At 71.2% G+C, this 21,663-nt stretch carries 21 protein-coding genes; 10 read left to right on the top strand and 11 right to left on the bottom strand.

What is annotated here, in order from left to right:
• The first annotated feature begins 2 nt into the window (after positions 1-2).
• From ACZ6TI_RS28780 to ACZ6TI_RS28765, 4 genes are all read left to right on the top strand, one after another.
• Positions 3-146, top strand: a complete 144-nt coding sequence (locus ACZ6TI_RS28780) for a GPGG-motif small membrane protein (RefSeq protein WP_465348288.1) — start codon at positions 3-5, stop codon at positions 144-146.
• Positions 147-350: 204 nt separating this feature from the next.
• Positions 351-1,232, top strand: a complete 882-nt coding sequence (locus tag ACZ6TI_RS28775) for an MHYT domain-containing protein (protein ID WP_465348287.1) — start codon at positions 351-353, stop codon at positions 1,230-1,232.
• A gap of 36 nt (positions 1,233-1,268) precedes the next feature.
• Entirely contained in the window at positions 1,269-1,988 is a 720-nt protein-coding gene (locus ACZ6TI_RS28770; RefSeq protein ID WP_465348405.1) for an HD domain-containing protein, read from the top strand.
• A gap of 10 nt (positions 1,989-1,998) precedes the next feature.
• Complete coding sequence (locus ACZ6TI_RS28765) at positions 1,999-3,639, top strand: glycoside hydrolase family 13 protein (RefSeq protein WP_465348286.1); 1,641 nt, start codon at positions 1,999-2,001, stop codon at positions 3,637-3,639.
• Here the strand turns inward: ACZ6TI_RS28765 and ACZ6TI_RS28760 are convergent.
• From ACZ6TI_RS28760 to xylA, 3 genes are read right to left on the bottom strand one after another with little or no spacing between them, the layout of a single operon-like run.
• Complete coding sequence (locus tag ACZ6TI_RS28760; protein WP_465348285.1) at positions 3,547-5,019, bottom strand: MFS transporter; 1,473 nt, start codon at positions 5,017-5,019, stop codon at positions 3,547-3,549. The two genes, ACZ6TI_RS28765 and ACZ6TI_RS28760, sit on opposite strands and share 93 nt — an antisense overlap.
• A gap of 9 nt (positions 5,020-5,028) precedes the next feature.
• Positions 5,029-6,432 (bottom strand): xylulokinase, encoded by a 1,404-nt coding sequence (gene xylB / locus ACZ6TI_RS28755; RefSeq protein ID WP_465348284.1) that lies wholly within the window; start codon positions 6,430-6,432, stop codon positions 5,029-5,031.
• 4 nt (positions 6,433-6,436) lie between these two features.
• The gene (gene xylA / locus ACZ6TI_RS28750; protein WP_465348283.1) at positions 6,437-7,624 is read right to left on the bottom strand and encodes a xylose isomerase; all 1,188 of its coding nucleotides are present in this window, start codon (positions 7,622-7,624) and stop codon (positions 6,437-6,439) included.
• A 74-nt stretch (positions 7,625-7,698) separates the two neighbouring features.
• Here xylA and ACZ6TI_RS28745 point away from each other — a divergent pair, with 74 nt between their 5' ends.
• A complete protein-coding gene (locus ACZ6TI_RS28745; protein WP_465348282.1) occupies positions 7,699-8,850 on the top strand; it encodes an ROK family protein in 1,152 nt (383 codons plus the stop codon).
• A gap of 203 nt (positions 8,851-9,053) precedes the next feature.
• On the opposite strand, the gene ACZ6TI_RS28740 is transcribed toward ACZ6TI_RS28745, so the two are convergent.
• A complete protein-coding gene (locus tag ACZ6TI_RS28740) occupies positions 9,054-9,491 on the bottom strand; it encodes a MarR family winged helix-turn-helix transcriptional regulator (RefSeq protein ID WP_465348281.1) in 438 nt (145 codons plus the stop codon).
• A gap of 87 nt (positions 9,492-9,578) precedes the next feature.
• Here ACZ6TI_RS28740 and ACZ6TI_RS28735 point away from each other — a divergent pair, with 87 nt between their 5' ends.
• Positions 9,579-10,706, top strand: coding sequence for a PP2C family protein-serine/threonine phosphatase (locus ACZ6TI_RS28735; protein ID WP_465348280.1), 1,128 nt, complete (start codon positions 9,579-9,581; stop codon positions 10,704-10,706).
• 13 nt (positions 10,707-10,719) lie between these two features.
• On the opposite strand, the gene ACZ6TI_RS28730 is transcribed toward ACZ6TI_RS28735, so the two are convergent.
• The 6 genes from ACZ6TI_RS28730 to ACZ6TI_RS28705 all read right to left on the bottom strand — a co-directional run bounded on the left by ACZ6TI_RS28730 (position 10,720) and on the right by ACZ6TI_RS28705 (position 17,494).
• Positions 10,720-12,426, bottom strand: a complete 1,707-nt coding sequence (locus ACZ6TI_RS28730) for a VWA domain-containing protein (protein WP_465348279.1) — start codon at positions 12,424-12,426, stop codon at positions 10,720-10,722.
• A 204-nt stretch (positions 12,427-12,630) separates the two neighbouring features.
• Positions 12,631-13,671 carry a lactonase family protein gene (locus ACZ6TI_RS28725; protein ID WP_465348278.1) on the bottom strand — a complete coding sequence of 347 codons (1,041 nt, stop codon included), beginning with the start codon at positions 13,669-13,671 and terminating at the stop codon, positions 12,631-12,633.
• A gap of 24 nt (positions 13,672-13,695) precedes the next feature.
• The gene (locus ACZ6TI_RS28720; RefSeq protein WP_465348277.1) at positions 13,696-14,289 is read right to left on the bottom strand and encodes a GTP-binding protein; all 594 of its coding nucleotides are present in this window, start codon (positions 14,287-14,289) and stop codon (positions 13,696-13,698) included.
• Positions 14,270-14,656: a DUF742 domain-containing protein gene (locus tag ACZ6TI_RS28715; protein WP_465348276.1), complete on the bottom strand. Its 387-nt coding sequence runs from the start codon at positions 14,654-14,656 to the stop codon at positions 14,270-14,272. Before ACZ6TI_RS28715 ends, ACZ6TI_RS28720 begins: the two co-directional genes overlap by 20 nt.
• On the bottom strand, positions 14,646-15,065 hold the full coding sequence (locus tag ACZ6TI_RS28710; RefSeq protein WP_465348275.1) for a roadblock/LC7 domain-containing protein: 420 nt from the start codon (positions 15,063-15,065) through the stop codon (positions 14,646-14,648). Before ACZ6TI_RS28710 ends, ACZ6TI_RS28715 begins: the two co-directional genes overlap by 11 nt.
• The gene (locus ACZ6TI_RS28705) at positions 15,065-17,494 is read right to left on the bottom strand and encodes a sensor histidine kinase (RefSeq protein ID WP_465348274.1); all 2,430 of its coding nucleotides are present in this window, start codon (positions 17,492-17,494) and stop codon (positions 15,065-15,067) included. The genes ACZ6TI_RS28710 and ACZ6TI_RS28705 overlap by 1 nt, the downstream gene beginning before the upstream one ends.
• Positions 17,495-17,813: 319 nt before the next feature.
• Here ACZ6TI_RS28705 and ACZ6TI_RS28700 point away from each other — a divergent pair, with 319 nt between their 5' ends.
• From ACZ6TI_RS28700 to ACZ6TI_RS28685, 4 genes are read left to right on the top strand one after another with little or no spacing between them, the layout of a single operon-like run.
• Positions 17,814-18,473: a hypothetical protein gene (locus tag ACZ6TI_RS28700; protein WP_465348273.1), complete on the top strand. Its 660-nt coding sequence runs from the start codon at positions 17,814-17,816 to the stop codon at positions 18,471-18,473.
• A gap of 11 nt (positions 18,474-18,484) precedes the next feature.
• Complete coding sequence (locus ACZ6TI_RS28695) at positions 18,485-19,483, top strand: hypothetical protein (protein WP_465348272.1); 999 nt, start codon at positions 18,485-18,487, stop codon at positions 19,481-19,483.
• Between the two features lie 60 nt (positions 19,484-19,543).
• Positions 19,544-20,545 carry a helix-turn-helix transcriptional regulator gene (locus ACZ6TI_RS28690; RefSeq protein ID WP_465348271.1) on the top strand — a complete coding sequence of 334 codons (1,002 nt, stop codon included), beginning with the start codon at positions 19,544-19,546 and terminating at the stop codon, positions 20,543-20,545.
• Entirely contained in the window at positions 20,542-20,961 is a 420-nt protein-coding gene (locus ACZ6TI_RS28685) for a nitroreductase family deazaflavin-dependent oxidoreductase (RefSeq protein WP_465348270.1), read from the top strand. The genes ACZ6TI_RS28690 and ACZ6TI_RS28685 overlap by 4 nt, the downstream gene beginning before the upstream one ends.
• Here the strand turns inward: ACZ6TI_RS28685 and ACZ6TI_RS28680 are convergent.
• Complete coding sequence (locus tag ACZ6TI_RS28680) at positions 20,958-21,440, bottom strand: hypothetical protein (protein WP_465348269.1); 483 nt, start codon at positions 21,438-21,440, stop codon at positions 20,958-20,960. The two genes, ACZ6TI_RS28685 and ACZ6TI_RS28680, sit on opposite strands and share 4 nt — an antisense overlap.
• Positions 21,441-21,663: the final 223 nt, after the last annotated feature.

Genomic DNA, 21,663 nt, shown 5'->3' with positions numbered 1-21,663 from the left:
TCATGGACCTGTTGCTCTGGATTCTCGCAGTCATTCTCGTGGTCGCCGGCATCCTCGCGTTGTTCCGGCGGCAGATCCTCTGGGGTGTCGTGCTGATCATTCTCGGCCTGCTCGTGGGCCCCGGCGGCGTCAGCATCTTCACCTGATCCACCCCCGCTCTCCGCGTCCCTCTGACCCAGAACCGGGATCGCCGTGCCGCCATCTCCCCCGGAGGTGCCGGTGCGGTGGTCCCGGTTCCTTCGTTTGTCAATCCGTCGTCACCCGCACACTCAGTGCGATGGAGAGATGCCGATCAGTGACTGAATACCCCGCGAATGATTCCCCCGACTCTCTTCGCGAGGTGCACCACCGTGGCCGAGGTCCATCACTTCACCTACGGCGCTTTCAACCCGATCGCCGCCTATCTGCTGGCGTTCCTGGGCTCCTTCCTCGGCCTGCTCTGCACCGGGCGCGCCCGGAGCGCACGCAGCCGCGGCCGCCGCAACCGCTGGCTGGTCATCGCGGCGTTCTCGATCGGCGGCGCGGCCATCTGGCTGATGCACTTCACCGCGATGCTCGGCTTCGACGTGCCGGCCAGCCCGGTGCGCTTCGACACCCTGCTCACCATGGTCAGCCTGGCGCTGGCGGTGTTCACCGTGGGCGCCGGGCTGATGATCGTCGGACACGGCCGGCGCAGCCTGGCCAAGACCGTGACGGCCGGCGTGGTCACCGGGAGCGGGGTGCTGGCCATGCACTACACCGGGATGGCCGGCATGCACGTCGCCGGCGAGCTGAACTACCAGCCGGTGCTGGTGGTGGCCTCGGGCTTGATCGCCGTGGTGGCCGCGACCGTGGCGCTGTGGTTCGCCCAGTCGGTGAAGGGCTGGGCGCCGATCACCGGCGCCGCGGCGGTGATGGCGATCGCGGTGTGCGGCATGCACTACACCGGCATGGCGGCGATGAGCGTCGAGCTGAGCCCGATCGGCGGCAAGGCCGTGCACGGCATCCGGCCGCTGCTGATGATCGTGCCGATCACGCTGGTCACCGCGGCGACGATCCTGGCCATGGCGCTCAGCGCGCTGCAGGCGATGACCGATGAGGAGTTCACCAACGGTGCCGGCACGCCGAAGCGCGGGCTGCACGCCGAGAACCCGTGGTCGCTCAAGCAGGCCTCGATGACCGCGATGCACCGCTCGCGTCCGTCCCCACGCCCGGTGCCGACCCGGCCCGCCAAGGCAACCACCGGTAGTTAGCCCATGGCGGCCCAGCGTCCGGTATACCTGATCGACATGGCGACCCGGATGCTGCTGTCGATGCCGCTGCATGCGATCACCGAGGTGTACGGCGAGGCCGGCCTGCGGGAACGCTTCGGGCTGGAGCTGGAGAGCTTCCCGGCGGACGAGCGCGCCCGGCTGGAACAGGCGCTCGCGCTGGCCGCCCGCCTGCACGCCGACGACCGCCGGGTCCGCGAGCCCTATCTGAACCATCTGCTGCGGGTGGCGATCCGGATCGTCCGCTACTACGGGATCCGGGACGTCGACGTGGTCACCGCGGCGCTGCTGCACGATGCGGTCGAGGACCATCCGGCCGAGCTGTCCGGGCTGCCCGCCGGGCTGGGCCACGCGGCGCTGACCGATGCCGCGGTGGCCGAGCTCGCCCGGCTCTTCAACCGGCGGGTGGCGGAGCTGGTGCGGTCGGTGACCAATCCGGAGTACGACTCGGAGCGCGACCGCAACGAGCAATACCGCATGCACGTCACGGAGAGCCTGGAACGAGACCCGTGGGCCCGGGTGATCAAGGTGTCCGACTTCACCGACAACGGCGTCGGGGTCATCCACACCTCATATGAGAAGGCGCTCAAGTCGGCCGGCAAATATCGCCCGCTGGTGCCGAAACTGCGCGAGCTCGTCGGGCGGCCGGACACCCCCCTGTCCATCGAGGCCAAGGACCACATCCTCGACCAGCTCGACCTCGCTGAGGAGCGTTTCGCCGCCATCCTCGACGGATAGCCTTTCAGGCATGCCCTCATCTCCTCAGTGGTGGCGCGACGCCGTCATCTACCAGGTCTATCCCCGCTCGTTCGCGGACGCGGACGGCGACGGCATGGGCGACCTGCCCGGCATCACGTCGCACCTCGGCGACCTGCGGCATCTCGGCGTGGACGCGGTCTGGCTGTCGCCGTTCTATCCGTCCCCGCAGCACGACGCGGGCTACGACGTCGCCGACTACCGCGATGTGGACCCGCGGTTCGGCACGCTGGCCGACGCGGGCAAGATGATCGGCGAGGCGCGCTCGCTCGGCCTCAAGGTGATCGTCGACCTGGTGCCCAACCACACGTCCAGCGACCACACCTGGTTCCGGGCCGCCCTGGCCGCCGCGCCGGGCAGCCGCGAGCGTGAGCGCTACATCTTCCGGGACGGCCGCGGCCCGAACGGCGACGAGCCGCCGAACACCTGGCGCAGCGTCTTCGGCGGCAGCGCCTGGGAGCGGGTCACCGAGGCGGACGGCACCCCGGGGCAGTGGTACCTGCACCTGTTCGACGTCACCCAGCCCGACCTCGACTGGGACAACCCGGAGGTCCGCGCCGAGTTCGTCGCGGTGATCCGGTTCTGGCTCGACCGCGGCGTCGACGGTTTCCGGGTGGATGTGGCGCACGGCCTGGTCAAGGACCGCAACCTGGGCGACTGGGAGCACGCCGGGGCGACCGTCGCCGGGCTCGGCCCGGACGATCCGCCGCCGCCGATGTGGGATCAGGACGGCGTGCACGAGGTCTACAAGGAGTGGCGCTCGGTCCTCGAGTCCTACGGCGGCGACCGGATCCTGGTGGCCGAGGCGTGGGTGCGGCCCGCCGAGCGCCTGGCCCGGTACGTGCGCCCGGACGAGATGCACCAGGCCTTCAACTTCGAATACCTGGACGCCGCCTGGGCCGCCGAGCCACTGCGCACCGTGATCGACCGCACGATGACCGCGAACGGATCGGTCGGCGCCGCCACCACCTGGGTGCTGTCCAACCACGACGTGGTGCGGCACAGCTCCCGGCTCGGTTACCCGGCCGGGCACAAGCGGACGAACGGCATCGGCGCGGACGACCCGCAGCCGGACGCGTCGCTGGGTCTGCGGCGGGCCCGTGCGGCCACCCTGCAGATGCTGGCGCTGCCCGGGTCGGCATATCTCTATCAGGGCGAGGAGCTCGGGCTGCCGGAGCACACCAGCATCCCGGACGAGGCGCGGCAGGACCCGGCGTGGTTCCGCACCGAGCACGCCGAGTTCGGCCGGGACGGCTGCCGGGTGCCGATCCCGTGGGAGGCGGACGCCCCCTCCTACGGGTTCGGGCCGTCCGACGCGAGCTGGCTGCCACAGCCGCCGGAGTGGGCGGAGTACGCGCTGGACCGGCAGCGTGACGTGGCCGGCTCCACGTACGAGATGTATCGGTCCGCTCTTGCCTTGCGTCGCGAACACGGTCTCGGGGCCAACACACTGACCTGGCAGGACAGCCCGGCGGACGTGCTCGCCTTCCGGTCCGGGGACGTCCTGGTGCTGACCAACTTCGGCGCCGGCGCGGCCGAGCTACCGGTCGGGGCGACCGTCCTGCTGAGCAGCGAGCCGCTGGACGCCGACGGCCGGGTCCCCACCGACGTCACGGTCTGGGCCACTCTTTAGGCGGGCCTCGCGGGCGGCCAGCAGCACCTCGTGGGTGTCCGACATGTCCTTCGCCACGGTCCTGCTGGCCAGCCAGTACATGACACCGGTCGGCACGAAGAAGAACTGGAAGGCGGCCAGACCGACGGCGTAGTTCAGCGGTGGGGGGAAGGCCGACGCGAGACCGCGGAAGGCCACCCCCACCAGGGCGTTGCCGCCGGCCCGGCCGAACCCGTTGACCAGGTTGCCGAGGCTGTAGACCGTGCCGCGGTGCTCGGGCGGGTTCACGTCGGCGATCATGGCGAACCAGTTCGGGGAGTTCGCCGAGGTCAGGGCCAGGGCGAAGACCGCAATGGCGAGACAGGCGCCGACCGTGGGCTCGGTGAAGACGTTGGCCAGCACGGCGCTGATCACGGCGCCTGAACCGGCCCCGTCGGGCACGGTGATGCGCATCGGCACGAAGAACAGCACCACGTAGAACGGCACCGCGGCGAGCACGCCGATCGCCGCCACCAGGGCCCGCCCGCGCGGGGTGCGCCGCTGCAACCGGTCGCCGACCAGGCCGCCCAGGATGGACAGCGCGCCACCGAGCTGGAACAGGGTGGCGAAGATGCTGCCGACCAGCACCGCCGTGCTCGCCGAGTAGCCCTGGTCCTCGGCCCGGGCCCGGAACAGCACCGGCAGCCACACCAGCGACCCGAACGCCACCTGCGCGGAGAAGCCCTGCAGGATCAGCCAGATGTTGGTGCGGCGGGCCAGGATCACCGGCAGGTGGTCGTGGTGGATGCGCTCGTCGTACTCGATGCCGGCCAGTTCCGGCTGGCTGTCGCCGCGCGGCACGTTGAAGGTGAACAGGTAGGCCACCCCGGCGATCACCCCGGCCGCCGCGGTGACCAGGAACGGCCGCCGCCAGTCGTCGTGTCCGAGGAGGCCGCCGAGCAGGGTGCCGGCGATCGTGCCGACGCCCTGTGACAGGCCCCAGAAGCTCATCACCAGGCCCCGGCGGCGCGGCGAGATCAGGTCGCTGACCACCGCGAAGCTGACCGAGGCGACCGCGCCGAGGCCGAAGGCGGCGAGCACCTGCGACATCAGGAAGCTCGGATAGCTGCCGGCCAGCCCGGACCAGACCGTGCCGGCCACCCAGATCGCGGTGCCGATCAGCAGCACCGGCTTGCGGTCGGTGCGGTCGCCCGCATAGGCGAAGCCGATCGCAGCCACCGCGCTGATCAGGAACATCACCGTGGTGGCGAGCGCGATGTGGCCCTCACCGACGCCGAGGTCGGCACCGATGAAGCCGTAGAGCGGCGGCACGAGTCCGATCGCCACGTTGTCCAGCGAGGCGAGGACGACGAAGACGACCACGCTGTACGCGCGATGCGCCGAACTGCCCCGCAACGTCACGGGAAGAGGTTAGCCGCCCGGGCGGTCGATCACCGCGTCGCGGGCCGCCGCGTACTGCTCGCGGATCAGCGGGACGCTCGTGTCCTCGTACACCTCGGGGGTCTCGGCGGACCACGTGGGCGGGGTCGCGCCGCCCGCGGTGACCCACGCGGCCTGGCGTGCCGCGCCATCGGCCACATATTCCCCCGGCGGCGGCACCAGCACCGGCAGGCCGAACAGGGCGGGCGCGATGCGGCGCACCGCCTCGCTGCGCGCGCCGCCGCCGACCAGCACGATCCGGTTGGCCGTGGCGCCGTGCTCCACCAGCGCGTCCAGGCCGCCGGCGAGCGCGCAGAGCATGCCCTCGACCGCCGCGCGCGCCAGGTGCGCCGGGTCGGAGGTCTTCAGCGTGAGGCCGTGGATCGCGCCGGTGGCCAGTGGCCGGTTCGGCGTGCGCTCGCCCTCCAGATAGGGGATCAGCACCAGGCCGTCGGCGCCCGCCGGGGCGGACAGGGCCAGCCGGGACAGTTCCTCGTGGCCGACGCCGAGCAGCTTGGCGGCCGCGTCGAGCACCCGGGCCGCGTTGAGCGTGACCACGATCGGCAGGAAGCGGCCGGTGCAGTCGGCGAAGCCGGCCACCGTGCCGCTCGGGTCGTTGGGGGCCACGTCGCTGGACACGAAGACCGTGCCGGAGGTGCCGATGGAGATCACCACGTCGCCGGGCTGCGCGCCCGCGCCGAGGCCGGCCGCCGCGTTGTCACCGGCGCCCGGGCCCAGCGGGGCGCCGTTCGGCAGGTGGCCGGCGACCCCGGTCGGGCCGAGCACCTCGGGGGTTCTGATTTGGCGACCGAAGCCCAGCTCGAGCAGGTCGGGGCGGTACTCGTTGCGCGCCGCCGACCAGTAGAGCGTGCCGCTGGCGTCGCTGCGGTCGGTCTTGATCTCATCGATCGAGGTCGACCCGCTGAGCTTCCAGGTCAGCCAGTCGTGCGGCAGGCAGACCGCGGCGACCCGGGCGGCGTTCTCCGGCTCGGTGCGGGCCAGCCAGCGCAGCTTGGTGAGGGTGAAGCTGGCGACCGGCACGATGCCGACCGCGTCGACCCACGCCTGGGGTCCGTCCAGCTCCTGGATGAGATCGGCGGCCGCGCCGGCGCTGCGGGTGTCGTTCCACAGCAGCGCCGGGCGCACCACCTCGCCGTTCTCGTCCAGCACGACCATGCCGTGCTGCTGACCGGCGACCGAGGCGGCGGCCACGTCGTCCAGGCCGCCGGCCTCGTCGATCGCCTGTCGCAGGGCGCTCCACCACGCGTCCGGATGCACCTCGGTGCCGTCCGGATGACTCGCGCGCCCCTGCCGGACCAGCTTGCCGGTCTCGGCGTCACGAATCACGACCTTGCAGGACTGGGTGGAGGAGTCGATCCCGGCAACGAGGGTCATGGGTTCATCGTGCCCGCATGACGTGGTCGATGGCGAGCTGATGCAACTTCACGAATCCATATCCCTGTGCGCCGGCCGTGTCGACGTCGAACTCCTCGAAGGCGCCCTTGTCCTTGATCAGGTCGTCGTACGTCTCGCCCGGGTTGAGCGTCGGGACGGCGAGCTCCTTGACCTTGCTGGCCTCCAGCGCCGCCTGCACCTCGGGGTCCGCACGGAACGCTTGCGCCCGCTCCTTGAGCAGCAGGTACATCCGCATGTTGGCCTTCGCCGACTCCCAGACGCCGTCGTAGTTCTCGGTGCGGGACGGCTTGTAGTCGAAGTGCCGCGGTCCGTCGTACTTCGCGCCGCCGGCCAGGCCGCCGTGCTCCAGCAGGTCCACCAGCGCGAACGCGTTGAGCAGGTCACCGTGGCCGAACACCAGGTCCTGGTCGAACTTGGGGCCGTGCTGCCCGTTCAGGTCGATGTGGAATAGCTTGCCGTGCCACAGCGCCTGCGCGATGCCGTGCGCGAAGTTCAGGTTCGACATCTGCTCGTGGCCGACCTCGGGGTTGATGCCGAAGAGCTCCGGCCGCTCGAGGTCGTGCACGAAGGCGATGGCGTGGCCGGCGGTCGGCAGCAGGATGTCGCCGCGGGGCTCGTTCGGCTTCGGCTCGATGGCGAAGCGCAGGCCGTAGCCACGGTCCTCGGAATATTGCGCGATCAGGTTCAGACCCTCGCGGTAGCGGTCCAGGGCGGCCTGCACGTCCTTGGCGACGTCGTATTCCGAGCCCTCACGGCCACCCCAGAGCACAAAGGTCTTGGCGCCCAGTTCGGCGGCCAGGTCCATGTTGCGCAGCACCTTGCGCAGCGCGTAGCGCCGCACCGAGCGGTCGTTGCTGGTGAAGCCGCCGTCCTTGAACACCGGGTGGGCGAAGAGGTTGGTGGTCACCATCGGGACGACCATGCCGGTCTCGTCGAGCGCCTTCTTGAAGCCGGCGATCATGCCGTCGCGGGTCGCCGAGTCCGAGCCGAACGGCACCAGGTCGTCGTCGTGGAAGGTGATGCCATAGGCGCCCAGCTCGGAGAGCTTGTGCACGGCCTCGATCGGGTCGAGTGCCTCTCGGGTCGCGTCGCCGAAGGGGTCACGGGCCGTCCACCCGATCGTCCACAGGCCGAAGGAGAACTTGTCCTCGCGGGTGGGCTGGACCGTCACGGTTACCTCCACGTAACAGGGTTGATTTGTTTATTGGTTGAATTATTTGGCGGCCATGTGGCATTGTCAAGGCCGTGACCGCACGCATCCAGGCTTCTTCGTCGGTCCCGGTGCGGCAGTCGAGCGTTCGAGCCCACAATCTCGCGCTTGCGTTGCAAACGGTCGCCACCAGCGAAAACCCGATCTCCCGGGCGGCCACCGCGACGATCACCGGCCTCACCCGCGCCACCGTGTCGGCCCTGGTCGACGACCTCATCGCCGGCGGACTGCTGGTCGAGCGGGCGCCGGCGCCGCGGGCCGGTGCGGGCCGGCCGGCCACCGGGCTGGTGGTCTCCCCCGACGGCGCGCTCGGGCTCGGTCTGGAGATCAACGTCGACTACCTGGCAGCCTGCGTGATCGACCTCGGCGGCGTCGTCCGCGGGCGCGTCGTGACGCACACCGACCAGCGCCTGAGCGACCCGCCCGCGACACTGGCCGCGCTCGCCCGGCTGGCCTCCGCCGCGTTGCCGGCCGGTCCGCGCCCGGCCGCCGCCGCACTGGCCGTGCCCGGGCTGGTCGCCGCGGACGGAGTGGTCCGGGTCGCGCCCAACCTCGGCTGGCACGACGTCGACGCGGCCTCGGTGCTCTCCGCGGCCCTCGGCCTGCCGGTCACGGTCGACAACGAGGCCAATCTGGCCGCGCTGAGCGAGTTGCGCGCCGCCGGGGGCAGGCCTTCTTTCGGGTACGTGTCCGGCGAGATCGGCATCGGCGCGGGCATCGTCCTGGACGGCGCCCTCTATCGGGGCGTGCGCGGCTGGAGCGGCGAGATCGGTCACCTGCCGGTCGATCCGTCCGGCCGGCTGTGCCGCTGCGGCGCCCGCGGCTGCCTGGAGCAGTACGCCGGACAGGAGGCGATCCTGCGCGCCGCCGGTGTCACGTCGCCGGCCCAGCTCTCGCCGCTCTCGGACCTGACCGAGGCCGGCGCCGCGCTCGGCATCGCGCTGTCCACGGTGGTGAACCTGCTCGACCTGGACACCATCGTGCTGGGCGGGATCTATGGCCCACTGCTGCCCGGCCTGCGCGGCGGCATCGAGGCCGAGCTGCGGCAACGCGTGCTGACCGCGGACCTGGCGCCGATCACCCTGCGCGCCGCCGCGCTGGGCCCGGACGCCGCCATGCGGGGCGCGGCCGAGTCGGTGGTGCGCGCGGTCATCGAGGATCCGGCCACGTTCCTGGCCACCCGCTGACTTCGGCGGCCACCGCCACGAAGTTGCCGCGACGACCGCGTGACGCTGGTCGGACTCGGCATCGCGGTGGCGGCCGGCGCCACGTAGTTCCGAGAAAGAAGCGCAACCACTCACGCAGGTCGCAGGTGAAGCGCAGCGAGCCTGCCCCGGCGGGAGCGACGGTCCGTCACCCACCAGCGGGCTGCGACCAGAGTTTGATCTTTTTAAGCGGTGCGCGCCTTGCGATCGGGCTCCACGGACGTGGAGGCGAACTCGCTCAGGCCGCGGATCAGGGCGGCGCGGCCCGCCGGAGACATCCGGTCGAGCACGGTGACCAGCATGGACAGCCGGGCGGCCCGCAGTTCCTCGAGCAGCTGTCGCGACGACGGCGTCAGATAGAGCGCGATCTCCCGCCGATCCACCCGGCCGGGGACCCGCTCGACCAGGCCCGCGGCCACCAGGCGATCGCACAGCCGGCTCGCCGAGGACAGGATCATGCGCAGCCGACCGGCCAGCCCGCGCAGGTTGATGCCCTCTTCCTTTTCCACCACCATCAGAGCGCTGAGCTGCGGAGACGACAGTCTCGGGGTGCTCTGCTCGCGGGCCGCGTCCCAGGTGGCCAGCAATGATTGCGCAGCGTCGTCAAGCGCTGCGGCGCTCATCGGGTCAGGCCCATCCGGCCCATGGTGTTCGCCCATGGTGCCGCAGAGACTACCCGCAGACTCCACACTGTCGAAGGGGGTGAACAGTTGAGCGACCCATGGCAAACGGTTCAGCGTGCGCTCACCGGCGCGCCGGCCGACCAGGTCGTCGAGGCGCTGGGTGCGGCGCTGGCCGCGGAATACGGCATCGACGACACCGATCTGCTGCTGATCGACTATCGGCTGGCGGCGCTGCTGCCACTGCTGCGCGGCTCGCCGGTGACCAAACCGGGCGACCCCGCCTGGCGCAGCTTCGACCACCAGTCCGAGGTGCTCGCCGGGTCGATGACCTATCTGCCGGTGACCGCGCGCGGCGAGCGGATGGGCGTGTTGCGCTGCCGGGGCGTGCCGGAGGAGGGCCGCGGCGAGCTGGCCGAGATCGCCACGCTGCTCGCGCACGAGCTGCAGTCGGCCACCGTGGGCACCGATCGCTACACCATGGCGGCCCGCACGCAACGCCTCACGCTGGCCGCTGAGATGCAGTGGGAGCTGTTGCCGGGGCGGTGCCGGATCCGGCCGTCCTTCAGCCTGGCGGGGCAGCTGGAGCCGTCCTATGCGGTGCGTGGCGACAGCTTCGACTGGGCCGAGCGCGAAGGCGTGCTGTCGCTCGCGGTGCTCAACGGCATGGGCGAAGGCATGACCGCCGCGATGCTGACCTCGCTGGCGACCTATGCGCTGCGCAACGCCCGCCGCGCCAACCTGCCGCTGGCGGATCAGGCGGCGCTGGCCGACCAGGCGGTCTTCGCCCAGCATCGGGGTGCGGAACACGTGGCCGCGCTGCTGCTGCAGCTCGACCTGGCCACCGGGGTGCTGGAGGTGGTGGACGCCGGCTCACCGACGCTGATGCTGCTGCGCGCGGGCGAGGTCGCGAACCCCGACCTCGACGCGCAGTTCCCGCTCGGCATGTTCGAGGCCACCGACTACCGGTCGCAGCGGATGGACCTGAGCCGGGACGACCGCCTGGTGATCGTCAGCGACGGCGTGACCGACGCGGCGCAGACGGCCGGGAGATATGGCGAGGCCCAGCTGCGCCGCTTCGTGCGCAGATCGAGCGCGATGGCGCCACTGGAGGCGGTGCGGTCGCTGCTCGGTGACCTGCGGACCTATCTGGGCGGCGCCCTCCTGGAGGACGACGCCGTCGCCGTGGTGCTGGACTGGACCGGCGTCCCGGCCTGACGTCTTTCCCGGCTCAGCGGCCGGCGGCGCCGGCCCGGGACGAGATCGCCTCCAGGAAGATGTCGCTGATCTTGGCGGGGTCGGGTGCGAAGAAGACGCTGCCGGCGCTGGTCGCGTTGGTGATCGTCTCCAGCTCGGACTGGCTGACCTCGTTGCCGATGCCGATGATCACCATGCGGACCGGGCGCTTCGGGTCGTTCGCCTTCTTCAGCTCGGCGACCAGCTGCTCCTTCTTCAGGCCGTCGGGGTTGTCGTTCCGCCCGTCGGTGAAGAGGATGACCGAGTTGATCCGGCCGTCCACCCAGTCGTTCTGCACCTCTTTGTACGCCGCCAGCGCGGTGTCATAGAGACCGGTGTCGCCGCCGTCCTTGGGCTTGATCTGCGCCGTCGCGGCCTGCAGCTCCTGGCGTGCCGAGGTCAGCGGACTGATCGGCACCACTTCCTTCCAGGCCTGTCTGCCGACCAGCTCGGTGGAGAAGAGCCACACCCCCACCGACCACTTGTCGTCGAACAGGGCGAGGCCCTGTTGCGCGGCCCGCTGGGTCACCGCGGCGCGGCTCAGGCCACCGGCGCTGGGCACCGGCTTCTTCATCGAGCCGGAGATGTCGAAGACCGAGAGCACCCGGCCGGGCAGCGTGATCGCGGCCCAGCTGCCGAGCGCCTGGCTGATCGCGCCGGCGTCCTGCCCCGAGGCGGCGGCGCCACCCTTGGACGGCGCGGCCGAGCTGGACGCGGCCGGGGTCGCGGCGGGCGCGCCGACCGGCATCGCGAAGCCCTCGCCGACGCTGCCGTCGGGGCCACGCAGACCGGCCGCGGCCAGTGCGTTCTTGAAGGCCGGCGTGCTCAGCACCTGGCGCAGCCCGGTGGCCGCGGCGGAGCGCTGCAGGTCGACCTGCGGCATGATCGCGTAGGGGTAGTCCAGCCCCGGCGGGGTCGGCTCGAGATAGAGCGCGGCGAGCTGCACCGGCGGCTGCTCGGCGTTGAACGCGACCACGTCCTCCTCGGACAGCGGCGCGGCGCTCAGGCCACTGGCGATGCCGGCCGCGTCCGCCGAGCGCGGGAACTTCTGCAGCAGGTCGTCGCGCAGCGCGGAGCTGCCCGCGGCCAGTGCGCGCAGGGCGCCGACCTTGGCCGCCAGCCCGTTCGCGTCGTCACCGGCCGAGCCGGCCAGCGCGAGCAGACCGGCCAGGCCGGCCGCGTCGCGGGTCGGGTCGACGATGCCGGTGCGCACGTTGGTGCTCTTGGTCATCTGGGTGAGCAGGTCTTTCCAGCCCAGCTTGCGGTTGGGCCAGCCGAATTGCTCGGCCACCGGCGTGGGCATGGCCACCACGACCGGGCTCTGCGCGATCGGCGCGCCGTCCTTGGGCGTGAAGCCGGACGCCTCGGACTTGAGGCGCAGCAGCCAGGTGCGGGAGTCCGGAACCCAGACGTCCGGCACGACCACGGCCTGCGACGCGGTGCCGACACCGGTCAGCGAGACCCGGTGCTCGCGGGCCACCGCGGCGGCCATCGTGGCCGGGTTGACCCCGGAGACGTTGACCACGACACAGGTGCCGCTGACGTTGGCGCCATCGGTGATCCACTGCTGGGCCGTCTGCTCGATCACCGGGGCGATCTCCGGCGCGGCGGCCACGGTCAGGGGGATCTGTCCCGTGCAGCCCTTGTCGGACAGCTGTTGGTAGCCGAGCCAGGAGCCGGCGAGGACGACGACGATCGCCATCGCGGCTCCGATGACACCGGCGCCCCTGAGATTGAAGTTTCGACGATGGCGGCCAGACACGCGCTCCATACTGCGCATCGGAGACCCCGAATGCCATACGCGTTGGGGGCGAAACTTACTCGGATTGAAAATATCTATTGCTATCTAGACGCACCGTGACGGAGCGGTTCCGGCGCGTAGGTGAATGCCGAGGAAAAGCGCAGATCAGGCCGGTTCCCAACGGAGACAACAAGTCGGACTCGGTTCGCTGATCGGTGTGCCCTGAAGCACAGGAAGTCCGGTCCCCGGGGCGATCCGCAACACCGTGACCGAGTGTGATCGTTCGTTCGCTACATACAGGTGATCGCCGAGCAGGGTCAGGTGCCGCGGCCACACGCCGCCGGTGGGCACCTCGCCGATCGGCGTCGCGGCGTCGCCGTCCCAGGCGAAGACCGCCACCGTGTCCGGCCCGCGATTGGCCACGTAGACGAACCGGCCGTCCCGCCCGACCGCCAGCTCGGACGGGTAGGCGACGCCGGAGGCCGTAGTGGCCGCGACCACACCGCGCCGGTCCAGCCCGCCGGCGCCGGGCCGGTGCCAGCTCAGCTCCGCGGACAGCTCGCCGACCAGCAGCAGCGCGCCGTCCGGGGTGAACCGCAGGTGGCGGGGGCCGGTGCCGGGGGTGGCGGCGATCGCCGCGGTCAGGTCGACCAGGCGGCCGGACACCGGGTCGAGCCGGGCCCGCCACACCCGGTCCGCGCCCAGGTCGCTGATCAGCACGTGGCCGGTCGCGTCCGGCGCCACCAGGTGCGCGTGCGGGCCCTTCTGCCGGTCCGGGTCGGGTCCCTGGCCCTCGAGGTCGAGCAGGTCCGAGCGCTCGGCCGGCCGGCCGTCGCCGTCCAGCGGGTGCACCGAGACGCTGCCGCTGGAGTAGTTCGCCACCAGCAGGTGCCGGCCGTCCGGGGTGACCGCGAGGTGGCAGGGGTGGGCGCCGCCGGTCGGCACGGTCACCAGGGCGGACAGCGAGGCGTCCGGCGCCACCGCGAAGGCGGTCACCGCGCCGACGTCGATCTCGTTCACCGCGTACAGCACCGGCCGGGTGGGGTGCTGGGCCAGGAAGGAGGGCGACGGGGTGCGCGCGGCCAGTCCGGCGCGAGTCAGGTCACCGGTGGCCGGGTCACGCCGCAGCAGAGCGATGCCGTCGCCCGCGCCGCCGCTCTCGCCGGTGTAACTGCCGACATAGACGATCTCCCCTGATGCGGTCACGTCTGGATATATAACCAGAAGCCTCTAACGCCGGCCCGCGGCCGTCAGCTGGCGACGGGCGACGTATTCGACCAACTCGATCAGGACGTTGCGCGCGCCCATCGGCTCGCGGGCATCGAAGAGCACCACGGGCACGCCCGGGTCCAGGTCGAGGGCGGTGGCCACCGCCTCGGGCGCGAACGTGCGCTCCTGGTCGAAGAGGTTGACCGCGACCACGAACGGGGTGCCGCGCTGCTCGAAGTAGTCGATCGACGGGAAGCAGTCGGCCAGCCGGCGGGTGTCGGCCAGCACCACCGCGCCGAGCGCGCCCTGCGCCAGCTCGTCCCAGAGGAACCAGAAGCGGTCCTGCCCGGGGGTGCCGAACAGATAGAGCAGCAGGTCGTCGGTGATGGTGATCCGGCCGAAGTCCATCGTCACCGTGGTGGTGGTCTTGCCCTCCACGCCGAAGGTGTCGTCGGCGCCGGTGGTGCCGGAGAGCACCTCCTCGGTCTGCAGCGGGCGGATCTCGCTGACCGAGCCGACCATGGTGGTCTTGCCCACACCGAAGCCGCCGGCGATCAGAATCTTGAGTGCGACCGGAATGCGGGCGCCGGCGCGGTCAGAGCGCTCGGAGACCATGAACAACCGCCTTGAGTACGTCGACGTCGTGCGGCTGCTCGGCCGCTGCCGGCTCGGAGAGGGAGATCAGACCCGCCGAGCGTAGATCACCGAGCAGAACTCGCAATACCCCGATCGACAGGTCCAGCTTGGACGCGAGCTCGACGACAACCACCGAGTCCTGGGTGGCGGCCAGAATCGCGTGGTGCTCGGGCTGCAGCAGCTCGTCCGCCGGGATCGGGGACCTGGTCGCCACCACGAACGCGACCAGATCGAACTCGCCGTCGGAGGGGGCCACCCGGCCCTGGGTCAGCGCGTAGGGCCGGACCACCGGGCCGGCGTCGAGGTCCAGCCACTCGTGCGGGCGGCGGAGCGGGTCAGCGGCCATCGGGACCCAGCAGCGGGGAGCGCTGTGGCGCCTCCATGAACTCGCCCACCCGGGTGACGAGCATCGCCATCTCATAGGCCAGCAGCCCGAGGTCCGCGTCGCTGCTCGCCAGCACCGCCAGGCACGCCCCCTGCCCGGCCGCCGTGACGACCAGGAACGCGCTGTCCATCTCGACCACCGTCTGGCGCACCGGGCCGGCCCGGAAGTGCCGGCTCGCGCCCTTTGCCAGGCTCTGGAACCCCGCCGCCATCGCGGACAGGTGCTCGGCCGCATCGCGTGCCACGCCCGTCGAGGCGCCCATCATCAGCCCGTCCGCGGACAGGACCACCGCCTGCATCGCCGGTGGCACCCGCTCGAGCAACTCGTCGAGGAGCCAGGTGAGGTTCGCGCTCTGCTTAGCTTGTGCCACTATGCGTCCTTCTCGTCGCGGACCACCGGGAGATTGACGGTAGCCGCTTCATCCAAAGCCTGATCGGTTGCGGGGGTGGCATCCGGATCGATGCCGACCGCGGCGAGCCGGCCGCGGGTGGTTCCTCTCTGCAGGGCGCTCATGATGCTGCGGATCTGGTCAGGCGTGCGGACCGGCTCGGACTCGGACTCCTCGGGCGCCCGCTCCCTCAGCTGTGGCACCAGATTCGCCTGCCGGACCCGCTTGGGCAATCCCTCCCTGGTCGTCTCGGTGGTCGGGAAACTGTCGGATTTCGGCATGGTCTCCTTAGGCGCCCGGCGGCGGCGGACCAGCCCCTCCGGCGACAGCCCCTCGGCGACGGAGCTCGCCGCGGGCCCGCTGCCCGCGGCCGGTTCGACGGCCGCGATCGGCTCCGAGGCCGGGCGCGGCCGCGGAATGCTGCCCTGCAGCGGCACCACCTGGGTAGCGTCCGGGTCCTGCCAGTCCAGCGCGGCCGGGTGTTCCCAACCGGCCTGGTCGCCGTTGACCGACGGCGGGCCGGATCGGGCGGCCGGCCGGTGGTCCACGTGGCCGGGCGGTGGCGGCGCGACGGTCATCAGCTCGGCCGGGATCAGCACCACGGCGGTGATGCCGGCATGGGACGACGGACGCAGCGAGACCTTGATGCCGTGCCGGTGCGCCAGCCGGGCGACCACGAACAGGCCGAGTCGCGCGCTGTCCGACGGGTCGAACTCGGGCGGCTCGATCATCTTGCGGTTGGCCTCGTCCAGGGTCTCCTGCGACATGCCCAGGCCGCGGTCCTCGATCTCCAGCGCGTACCCGTTGGGGAGGATTTGGCCGTTGACCACGACCCGGGTCTGCGGCGGCGAGAACGCGGTGGCGTTCTCCATCAGCTCGGCGAGCAGGTGGATGACGTCGCCGACGGCCCGGCCGATCACCGCCGACTCGTGGATGCCGGTGATGTCGATCCGCTTGTAGTCCTCGACCTCGCTGATCGCGCCGCGCACCACGTCGATCACCGCGACCGGCTGGCGCCAGCCGCGGCCGGGCACCGCGCCGGTGAGGATGACCAGGTCCTCCGCGTGCCGGCGCATCCGGGTGGCGAGGTGGTCGACCCGGTAGAGATCCTCCAGCTCGTCCGGCTCGGTCTCGCGGCGCTCCATCCGGTCGAGCAGGGCGAGCTGGCGGTGCAGCAGCGTCTGGCTGCGACGGGCGATGTTGAGGAACACCTCGTTGAGCCCGCGGCGGACCGCGGCCTCCTCCACCGCGGACTGCACGGCGGTCGTCTGCACCTCGTTGAACGCCCGGCCGAGCTGGCCGATCTCGTCCTTGCCGTATTCCAGCGGCGGCGTTTCGACGGCCACGTCCACCGCCTCGCCGCGCTGCAGCCGATGCACCACCGAGGGCAGCCGCTCGTCGGCCAGCTCGAGCGCCTCGCCGCGGAGCCGCCGCAGCCGGCCGACGATCGAGCGGCCCACCCGCACCGATACGACCACCGAGATGATCAGGGCGACCAGGCCGAGCAGCCCGGCGACGCCGAGCCGGATCAGCACCCGGACGGCCACCGGGTTGGCGCGCTTGGCGAGGGCGTCGGTGGCGTTGATCTCGAACGCGCGCAGCTGCTGGGCCGAGGCGTCGTACGCCGGCTTCCAGCTCTCCTGCCCGACCGGCGGCGCGGAGCCGGCCTGGCCGCTGCTGAGCAGGGTGTCCTGATAGGTGCGCAGCCGGCTGAACGCCTCGGACGTGCTGAGCCGCTGGAACGTGGTGCGCTCGGCGGCCGGCAGGTCGGCGATCCCCTCGGCGAGCAGGAAGCGCGAGGTGACGATCGCCCGGATCAGCTCGTCCCGGACCGCCGCGTCGAACCGCCCGGCGACGCCGGCTCCGGCCAGCAGCGAGTCGGCCCGGCTCAGGTGCTCCTGACCTCGCCCGACCGTGGTCAGCGCGCGGATCTGGCGGTCCACCGTCTCGTCGCCGAACGACGCGGTCGCCGAGAACATCAGGAAGCCGCTGTCCACCATCTCGTTGTAGAGGCCCTGCGCGCCGGTCACGTCCACCTCCCGGCGGTCGATGTGGACGCGGTTGGCGGCCAGCCCGCCGAGGTCGCTGAGCACCTGCCGGATCCGCTGGCGGAGCGTGTCGCTGGCCGCGTCCTGCGCCTGCTCCCCCGATGCCGACCGGCGGAAGTCGGCGGCCGCGCGGTCGGTGGCCGCGCGCTGGGCGGTGAGCGCGGCCGACGGCTGCTCGGCGTCGCCGGAGAGGTGCACCACGGACGCCCGTCGCTCCTTCTGCAGCTCGCCGACCAGCACCTCGCCGGGCCGGCCGACGGTGTCCAGCAGGGTCTGCGCGGACAGCAGGTTGAAGGCCGGGCCCACGGTGAGCGCCGTCGCGAAGACCCATAACGCGAGCAGCGCCGCGAGGGGCACAGCCACCAACGCGACGATCTTCGAACGGATGGACCAGTAGCCGGTTCTCATCTAGCTCCGCCCGAGGTGTACGGCAGGGACCGATACTCCGTCCTCTGGAGGAGCGTGCATCTCCGGCAGGATACGAAATCGATGCGGGTCGAGGAACCGTTAGCTGCCCCGAATTTTCCGTTATCGTCCGGATACTCCGCGCGAATGGCACGGTTTACCGAGGTCAGCGCCTTGATCGTACTTTCTGGACTGGCTCAAGTTAAGTCGAGTGTCGGCAACCGGATTGATGACCCCCGCTTTCTGGGAATAACCCCCTTCGGAGAAGGAGGAACCCATGTCCGCTGGACAAGTCATCGTCCTCATCATCGTGCTGCTCGTCATCGCCGCCGTCGCGGTGTTCGCGGTGCGCGCGACCCGGCGACGCAAGCTGCAGAGCACCTTCGGACCGGAATACGACCGGGTGGTGGCCGATACCGGCAGCCGCGCCGACGGCGAGAAGGAACTGCGCGAGCGCGAGAAGCGCCACGCCGAGCTGGAGCTCAAGGAGCTGTCCCCGGAGTCGAAGGCGAGCTATGCCACGGCCTGGGAAGAGGTTCAGATCCAGTTCGTGGACAGCCCGGAACAGGCCGTCACCACGGCCGACGACCTGGTCACCCGTCTGATCGCCGAGCGCGGCTATCCGACCGGCGACTACGACGACCAACTGGCCAACCTGTCCGTGGACCACGCGCGGACCCTCGGCCACTACCGCGACGCGCACGACATCAGCACGCGCAGCCAGAACGGCGAGGCGAGCACCGAGGACCTGCGCCAGGCGCTCGTGCACTACCGCGCGCTCTTCGGCGACCTGCTGGGCGAGTCACCGGTTGCCGGCGATGGCCGCACCGCGACCGACACCCGGACGGACACCGAGGACCGCCCCGCGGCGGCGCCGTCGGCCATCCCGGCCCAGACCGATGCCAAAACCCTGAACAACAACGACGTCAGCCGCTGAGGAGCCCGAGGATGCGTTTCTTCACGAACGAGAGCAAGGACGACCAGGACGACCCCAAGAACGTCGACGTGCAGGACCGCGAAAAGGGTTATCAGCCGGACGGCGGCTATCAACCGGACGCGCAGGCCGACCCGGACCGACCCGACGTCACCCCGTCCGACACGGTGCAGTCCGACCCGGTGCCGGTGCCGCAGCAGCGCTCCAGCTCGCCGTGGTCCTCGACGCCGGACGACACGGACCGCACCGACGACACGGACCGCACCGACGACGAGCCGGTGCACGGGCACGACACCACCGACACCACCGACACCACCGACACGACCGACAGCTCCGTGACCGAGACCGGCGAGAGCAACCGGGTCGACGAGGCCCTGGACGACCGTGACCGCGACCGGACGGACGACACCGACGTGGTCGACGGGCACGAGGACCCCACCCCGCCGGACCACGCCGTGGCGGACACCACGCCGGAGGCGACCACCACGACCTACGGGCCGGACGGTGTGGTCACGCACTCCGACTCCGACACCGGCTCCGACTCGGACTCGGACTCGGACGAGGCGCTGAAGGACGACGGGGACTTCGACGACCCCAAGGCGGTCGACCCGGTCACCGACGAGACGCTGGACGACTCGGACCGGCACGAGGACGAGCACGAGAACGACGTGACCACGCCGGCGGAGACCGTCACGCCCGTCGCGGTCGCCGACGAGACCCCCGCGCAGACCAAGCCCAGCGAGACGGCGACCGCCGCGGTCACCTCGCTGTTCGGTGACGACGCCCAGTCGTTCCAGGACCGGTGGCGCGACGTGCAGCTGCGCTTCGTGGACAGCCCCAAGGAGGCCACCGCGGAGGCGGCCACCCTGGTCGACGAGGCGGTGGACAAGCTGACCGCCGGCCTGAAGGCGCAGAAGGAGCAGTTCGCCGGCGACGGCGGCGAGGACACCGAGAAGCTGCGTGTCGAGCTGCGCGGATACCGCGACATCCTGAACCGGATCATCGCCCTCTGAGTTTCGTTTCCCCGCCGATGACTGACATCTGATGTCAGTCATCGGCGTTATCGTGCTCGGATGCGCGCCGGTCGGCTGATCTCCCTCCTGCTGCTCCTGCAGACCCGGGGGCGGATGACCGCGCACGCGCTGGCCGAGGAGCTCGAGGTGTCCGTGCGCACGGTCTATCGCGACGTGGAGTCGCTCGGCGCCTCCGGGGTCCCGATCTTCGCCGATCGCGGGCCGGCCGGTGGATACCAGCTGCTGGACGGCTACCGCACCCGGCTGACCGGGCTCACCGGCGCGGAGGCCGGGACGCTGTTCCTGGCCGGGATGCCCGGGGCGGCGGCCGAGCTCGGGCTCGGATCGGTGCTGGCCGCGGCGCAGCTCAAGCTGCGTGCGGCACTGCCGGGTGAGTTGGCGGATCGGGCTGATCGCGTACGCGAAAGGTTTCATCTCGACGCACCGGGCTGGTTCCGGGCCGACGAGCCGGTGCCCCACCTGGCCGTCCTGGCCGAAGGGGTGTGGGAGGCCAAGCGGCTGTCGGTGCGCTACCGCCGCTGGAAGGCGCCGCGTGACGTGAGCCGCACGCTGTCCCCGCTCGGCGTGGTGCTCAAGGCCGGGCGCTGGTACCTGGTGGCGGCCGGATCGTCGGGGCGGGCCACGGCCTACCGGGTGTCGAGCGTGCTGGACGCCGTGCTGCTCGACGAGCCCGCCGAGAGGCCACCGGGCTTCGACCTGGCCGAGTTCTGGCGCGAGTGGACCGAGCGGTACGAGAGCAGCGTCTACACCGCGACGGCGACGGTCCGGATGACCACCCGCGCGCTCGACTTCATGGTGTTCGTGTTCCCGCCGGAGATGTCCCGGGTGGCCCGCGCCCGGGCCGGCCCGCCCGACGAGACCGGCCGGCTGATCACCGAGGTGCCCATCGAGTCGATCAAGCACGGGCACACCGAGCTGCTGAAACTCGGCGCGGACGCGGAAGTCCTGGAGCCGCCGGAGCTGCGCGCGATGTTCGCGGAGACCGCTGCCGGGTTACTGGATCACTATCTGTCGGAACAGCCGGAGGGGAACGCGTCATGACGATGCCGGACGACATGCTGGCCCACAACGCCAAGCTGATCGAGGAGTTCCGCGCCGACGGCGGCAAGTCGATCGGCGACCGGCCGCTGCTGTTGCTGACCACGGTCGGCCGCCGCACCGGCGAGCACCGCACCAGCCCGATGATGTACCTGCCGGACGAGGACCGTTACCTGGTGATCGCCTCGAACAACGGCGCGCCGGACGACCCGCAGTGGTACCTCAACCTGCTCGCCGACCCGCGCGTGCAGGTCGAACTGCCGGGCCGCGAGTTTCCCGCCGAGGCACGGCCGCTCACCGGCGGTGACTATGACCGGTCCTGGGCGGAGATCCAGCGCCGTTACCCGTTCTTCACCGAACACCAGGAGAGGGCGGGCGACCGGACGATCCCGGTCGTCGCCCTCACCAAGGCTGATTAGGTCTGCGGCTGCTCGGCGCCGGCGCCGGCGCCGCCGTCACCCGGGTCGTCCGGGGCCGGCGGGGCCGCGCCGTCGTCCTCGCCCTCCGACGGATCGGTCGGCTCGGTGGTGCCCTCGGTCGGCGGCGTGGTCTCGTCGTCGGTCGGTGTGGGATCGACCGAGTCCGACGGCTTGCCCGGCTGGTCGTCGTCCGGGTCCGACGTCGCGCTTTCCGACGGGTCGGCGGTCGGCGCCGTGGTCATCGGCGTATATCTGGCCTTGCGCTTCGGCTGGGGGATCACCTCGGCCGGCTGCTCGGGCTCCTCGCCGGCGCCCTCACCACCCGGAATCTTGGCCGGATCCACCTGCTGCTCGCTCTGCACGACCGGCTGCCGCGCCGGCGTGACGTTGACGTCGCCGATCTGCACGCCCAGCCAGAGAGCCGGGCCGAGGCCGATCGCGACGATGGCCCCGAAGAGCGCCATAGGTCCCCGCTCCATCAGCGCTCCTCCCCCCTTGTCGTAGCGATGATCGCCGTTGCGCGTGGCCTCCTTCTACCCATTTATGGGGAAGGTAAAGCGGCGGACACACGATGTCATTGTGACGGAAAGTAAAGCTTGGGTTACACGATCGTCGGAGATGTGACCGTCTATCCAAGAGCACGGACCGAGCGGCCGAGAAGTTCAAAGCCGGGTTCGGCTCAGCGGGTCCGGCTCAGCGGTC

This window comes from Actinoplanes sp. NPDC051388, from assembly GCF_055586225.1.
Note: the sequence above shows the minus strand (reverse complement) of the source record. Positions and strands in the feature narration are given on the sequence as shown.

Coding starts and splice junctions, on each gene's coding strand:
- ACZ6TI_RS28715 (WP_465348276.1), bottom strand. CDS start 14,656: ATGGCCGCTGACCCGCTCCGCCGCCCGCACGAGTGGCTGGACCTCGAC.
- ACZ6TI_RS28770 (WP_465348405.1), top strand. CDS start 1,269: ATGGCGACCCGGATGCTGCTGTCGATGCCGCTGCATGCGATCACCGAG.
- ACZ6TI_RS28680 (WP_465348269.1), bottom strand. CDS start 21,440: ATGGAGCGGGGACCTATGGCGCTCTTCGGGGCCATCGTCGCGATCGGC.
- xylB (WP_465348284.1), bottom strand. CDS start 6,432: ATGACCCTCGTTGCCGGGATCGACTCCTCCACCCAGTCCTGCAAGGTC.
- ACZ6TI_RS28690 (WP_465348271.1), top strand. CDS start 19,544: ATGCGCGCCGGTCGGCTGATCTCCCTCCTGCTGCTCCTGCAGACCCGG.
- ACZ6TI_RS28700 (WP_465348273.1), top strand. CDS start 17,814: ATGTCCGCTGGACAAGTCATCGTCCTCATCATCGTGCTGCTCGTCATC.
- ACZ6TI_RS28695 (WP_465348272.1), top strand. CDS start 18,485: ATGCGTTTCTTCACGAACGAGAGCAAGGACGACCAGGACGACCCCAAG.
- ACZ6TI_RS28720 (WP_465348277.1), bottom strand. CDS start 14,289: ATGGTCTCCGAGCGCTCTGACCGCGCCGGCGCCCGCATTCCGGTCGCA.
- ACZ6TI_RS28765 (WP_465348286.1), top strand. CDS start 1,999: ATGCCCTCATCTCCTCAGTGGTGGCGCGACGCCGTCATCTACCAGGTC.
- ACZ6TI_RS28730 (WP_465348279.1), bottom strand. CDS start 12,426: ATGGCGATCGTCGTCGTCCTCGCCGGCTCCTGGCTCGGCTACCAACAG.
- ACZ6TI_RS28780 (WP_465348288.1), top strand. CDS start 3: ATGGACCTGTTGCTCTGGATTCTCGCAGTCATTCTCGTGGTCGCCGGC.
- ACZ6TI_RS28685 (WP_465348270.1), top strand. CDS start 20,542: ATGACGATGCCGGACGACATGCTGGCCCACAACGCCAAGCTGATCGAG.
- ACZ6TI_RS28740 (WP_465348281.1), bottom strand. CDS start 9,491: ATGAGCGCCGCAGCGCTTGACGACGCTGCGCAATCATTGCTGGCCACC.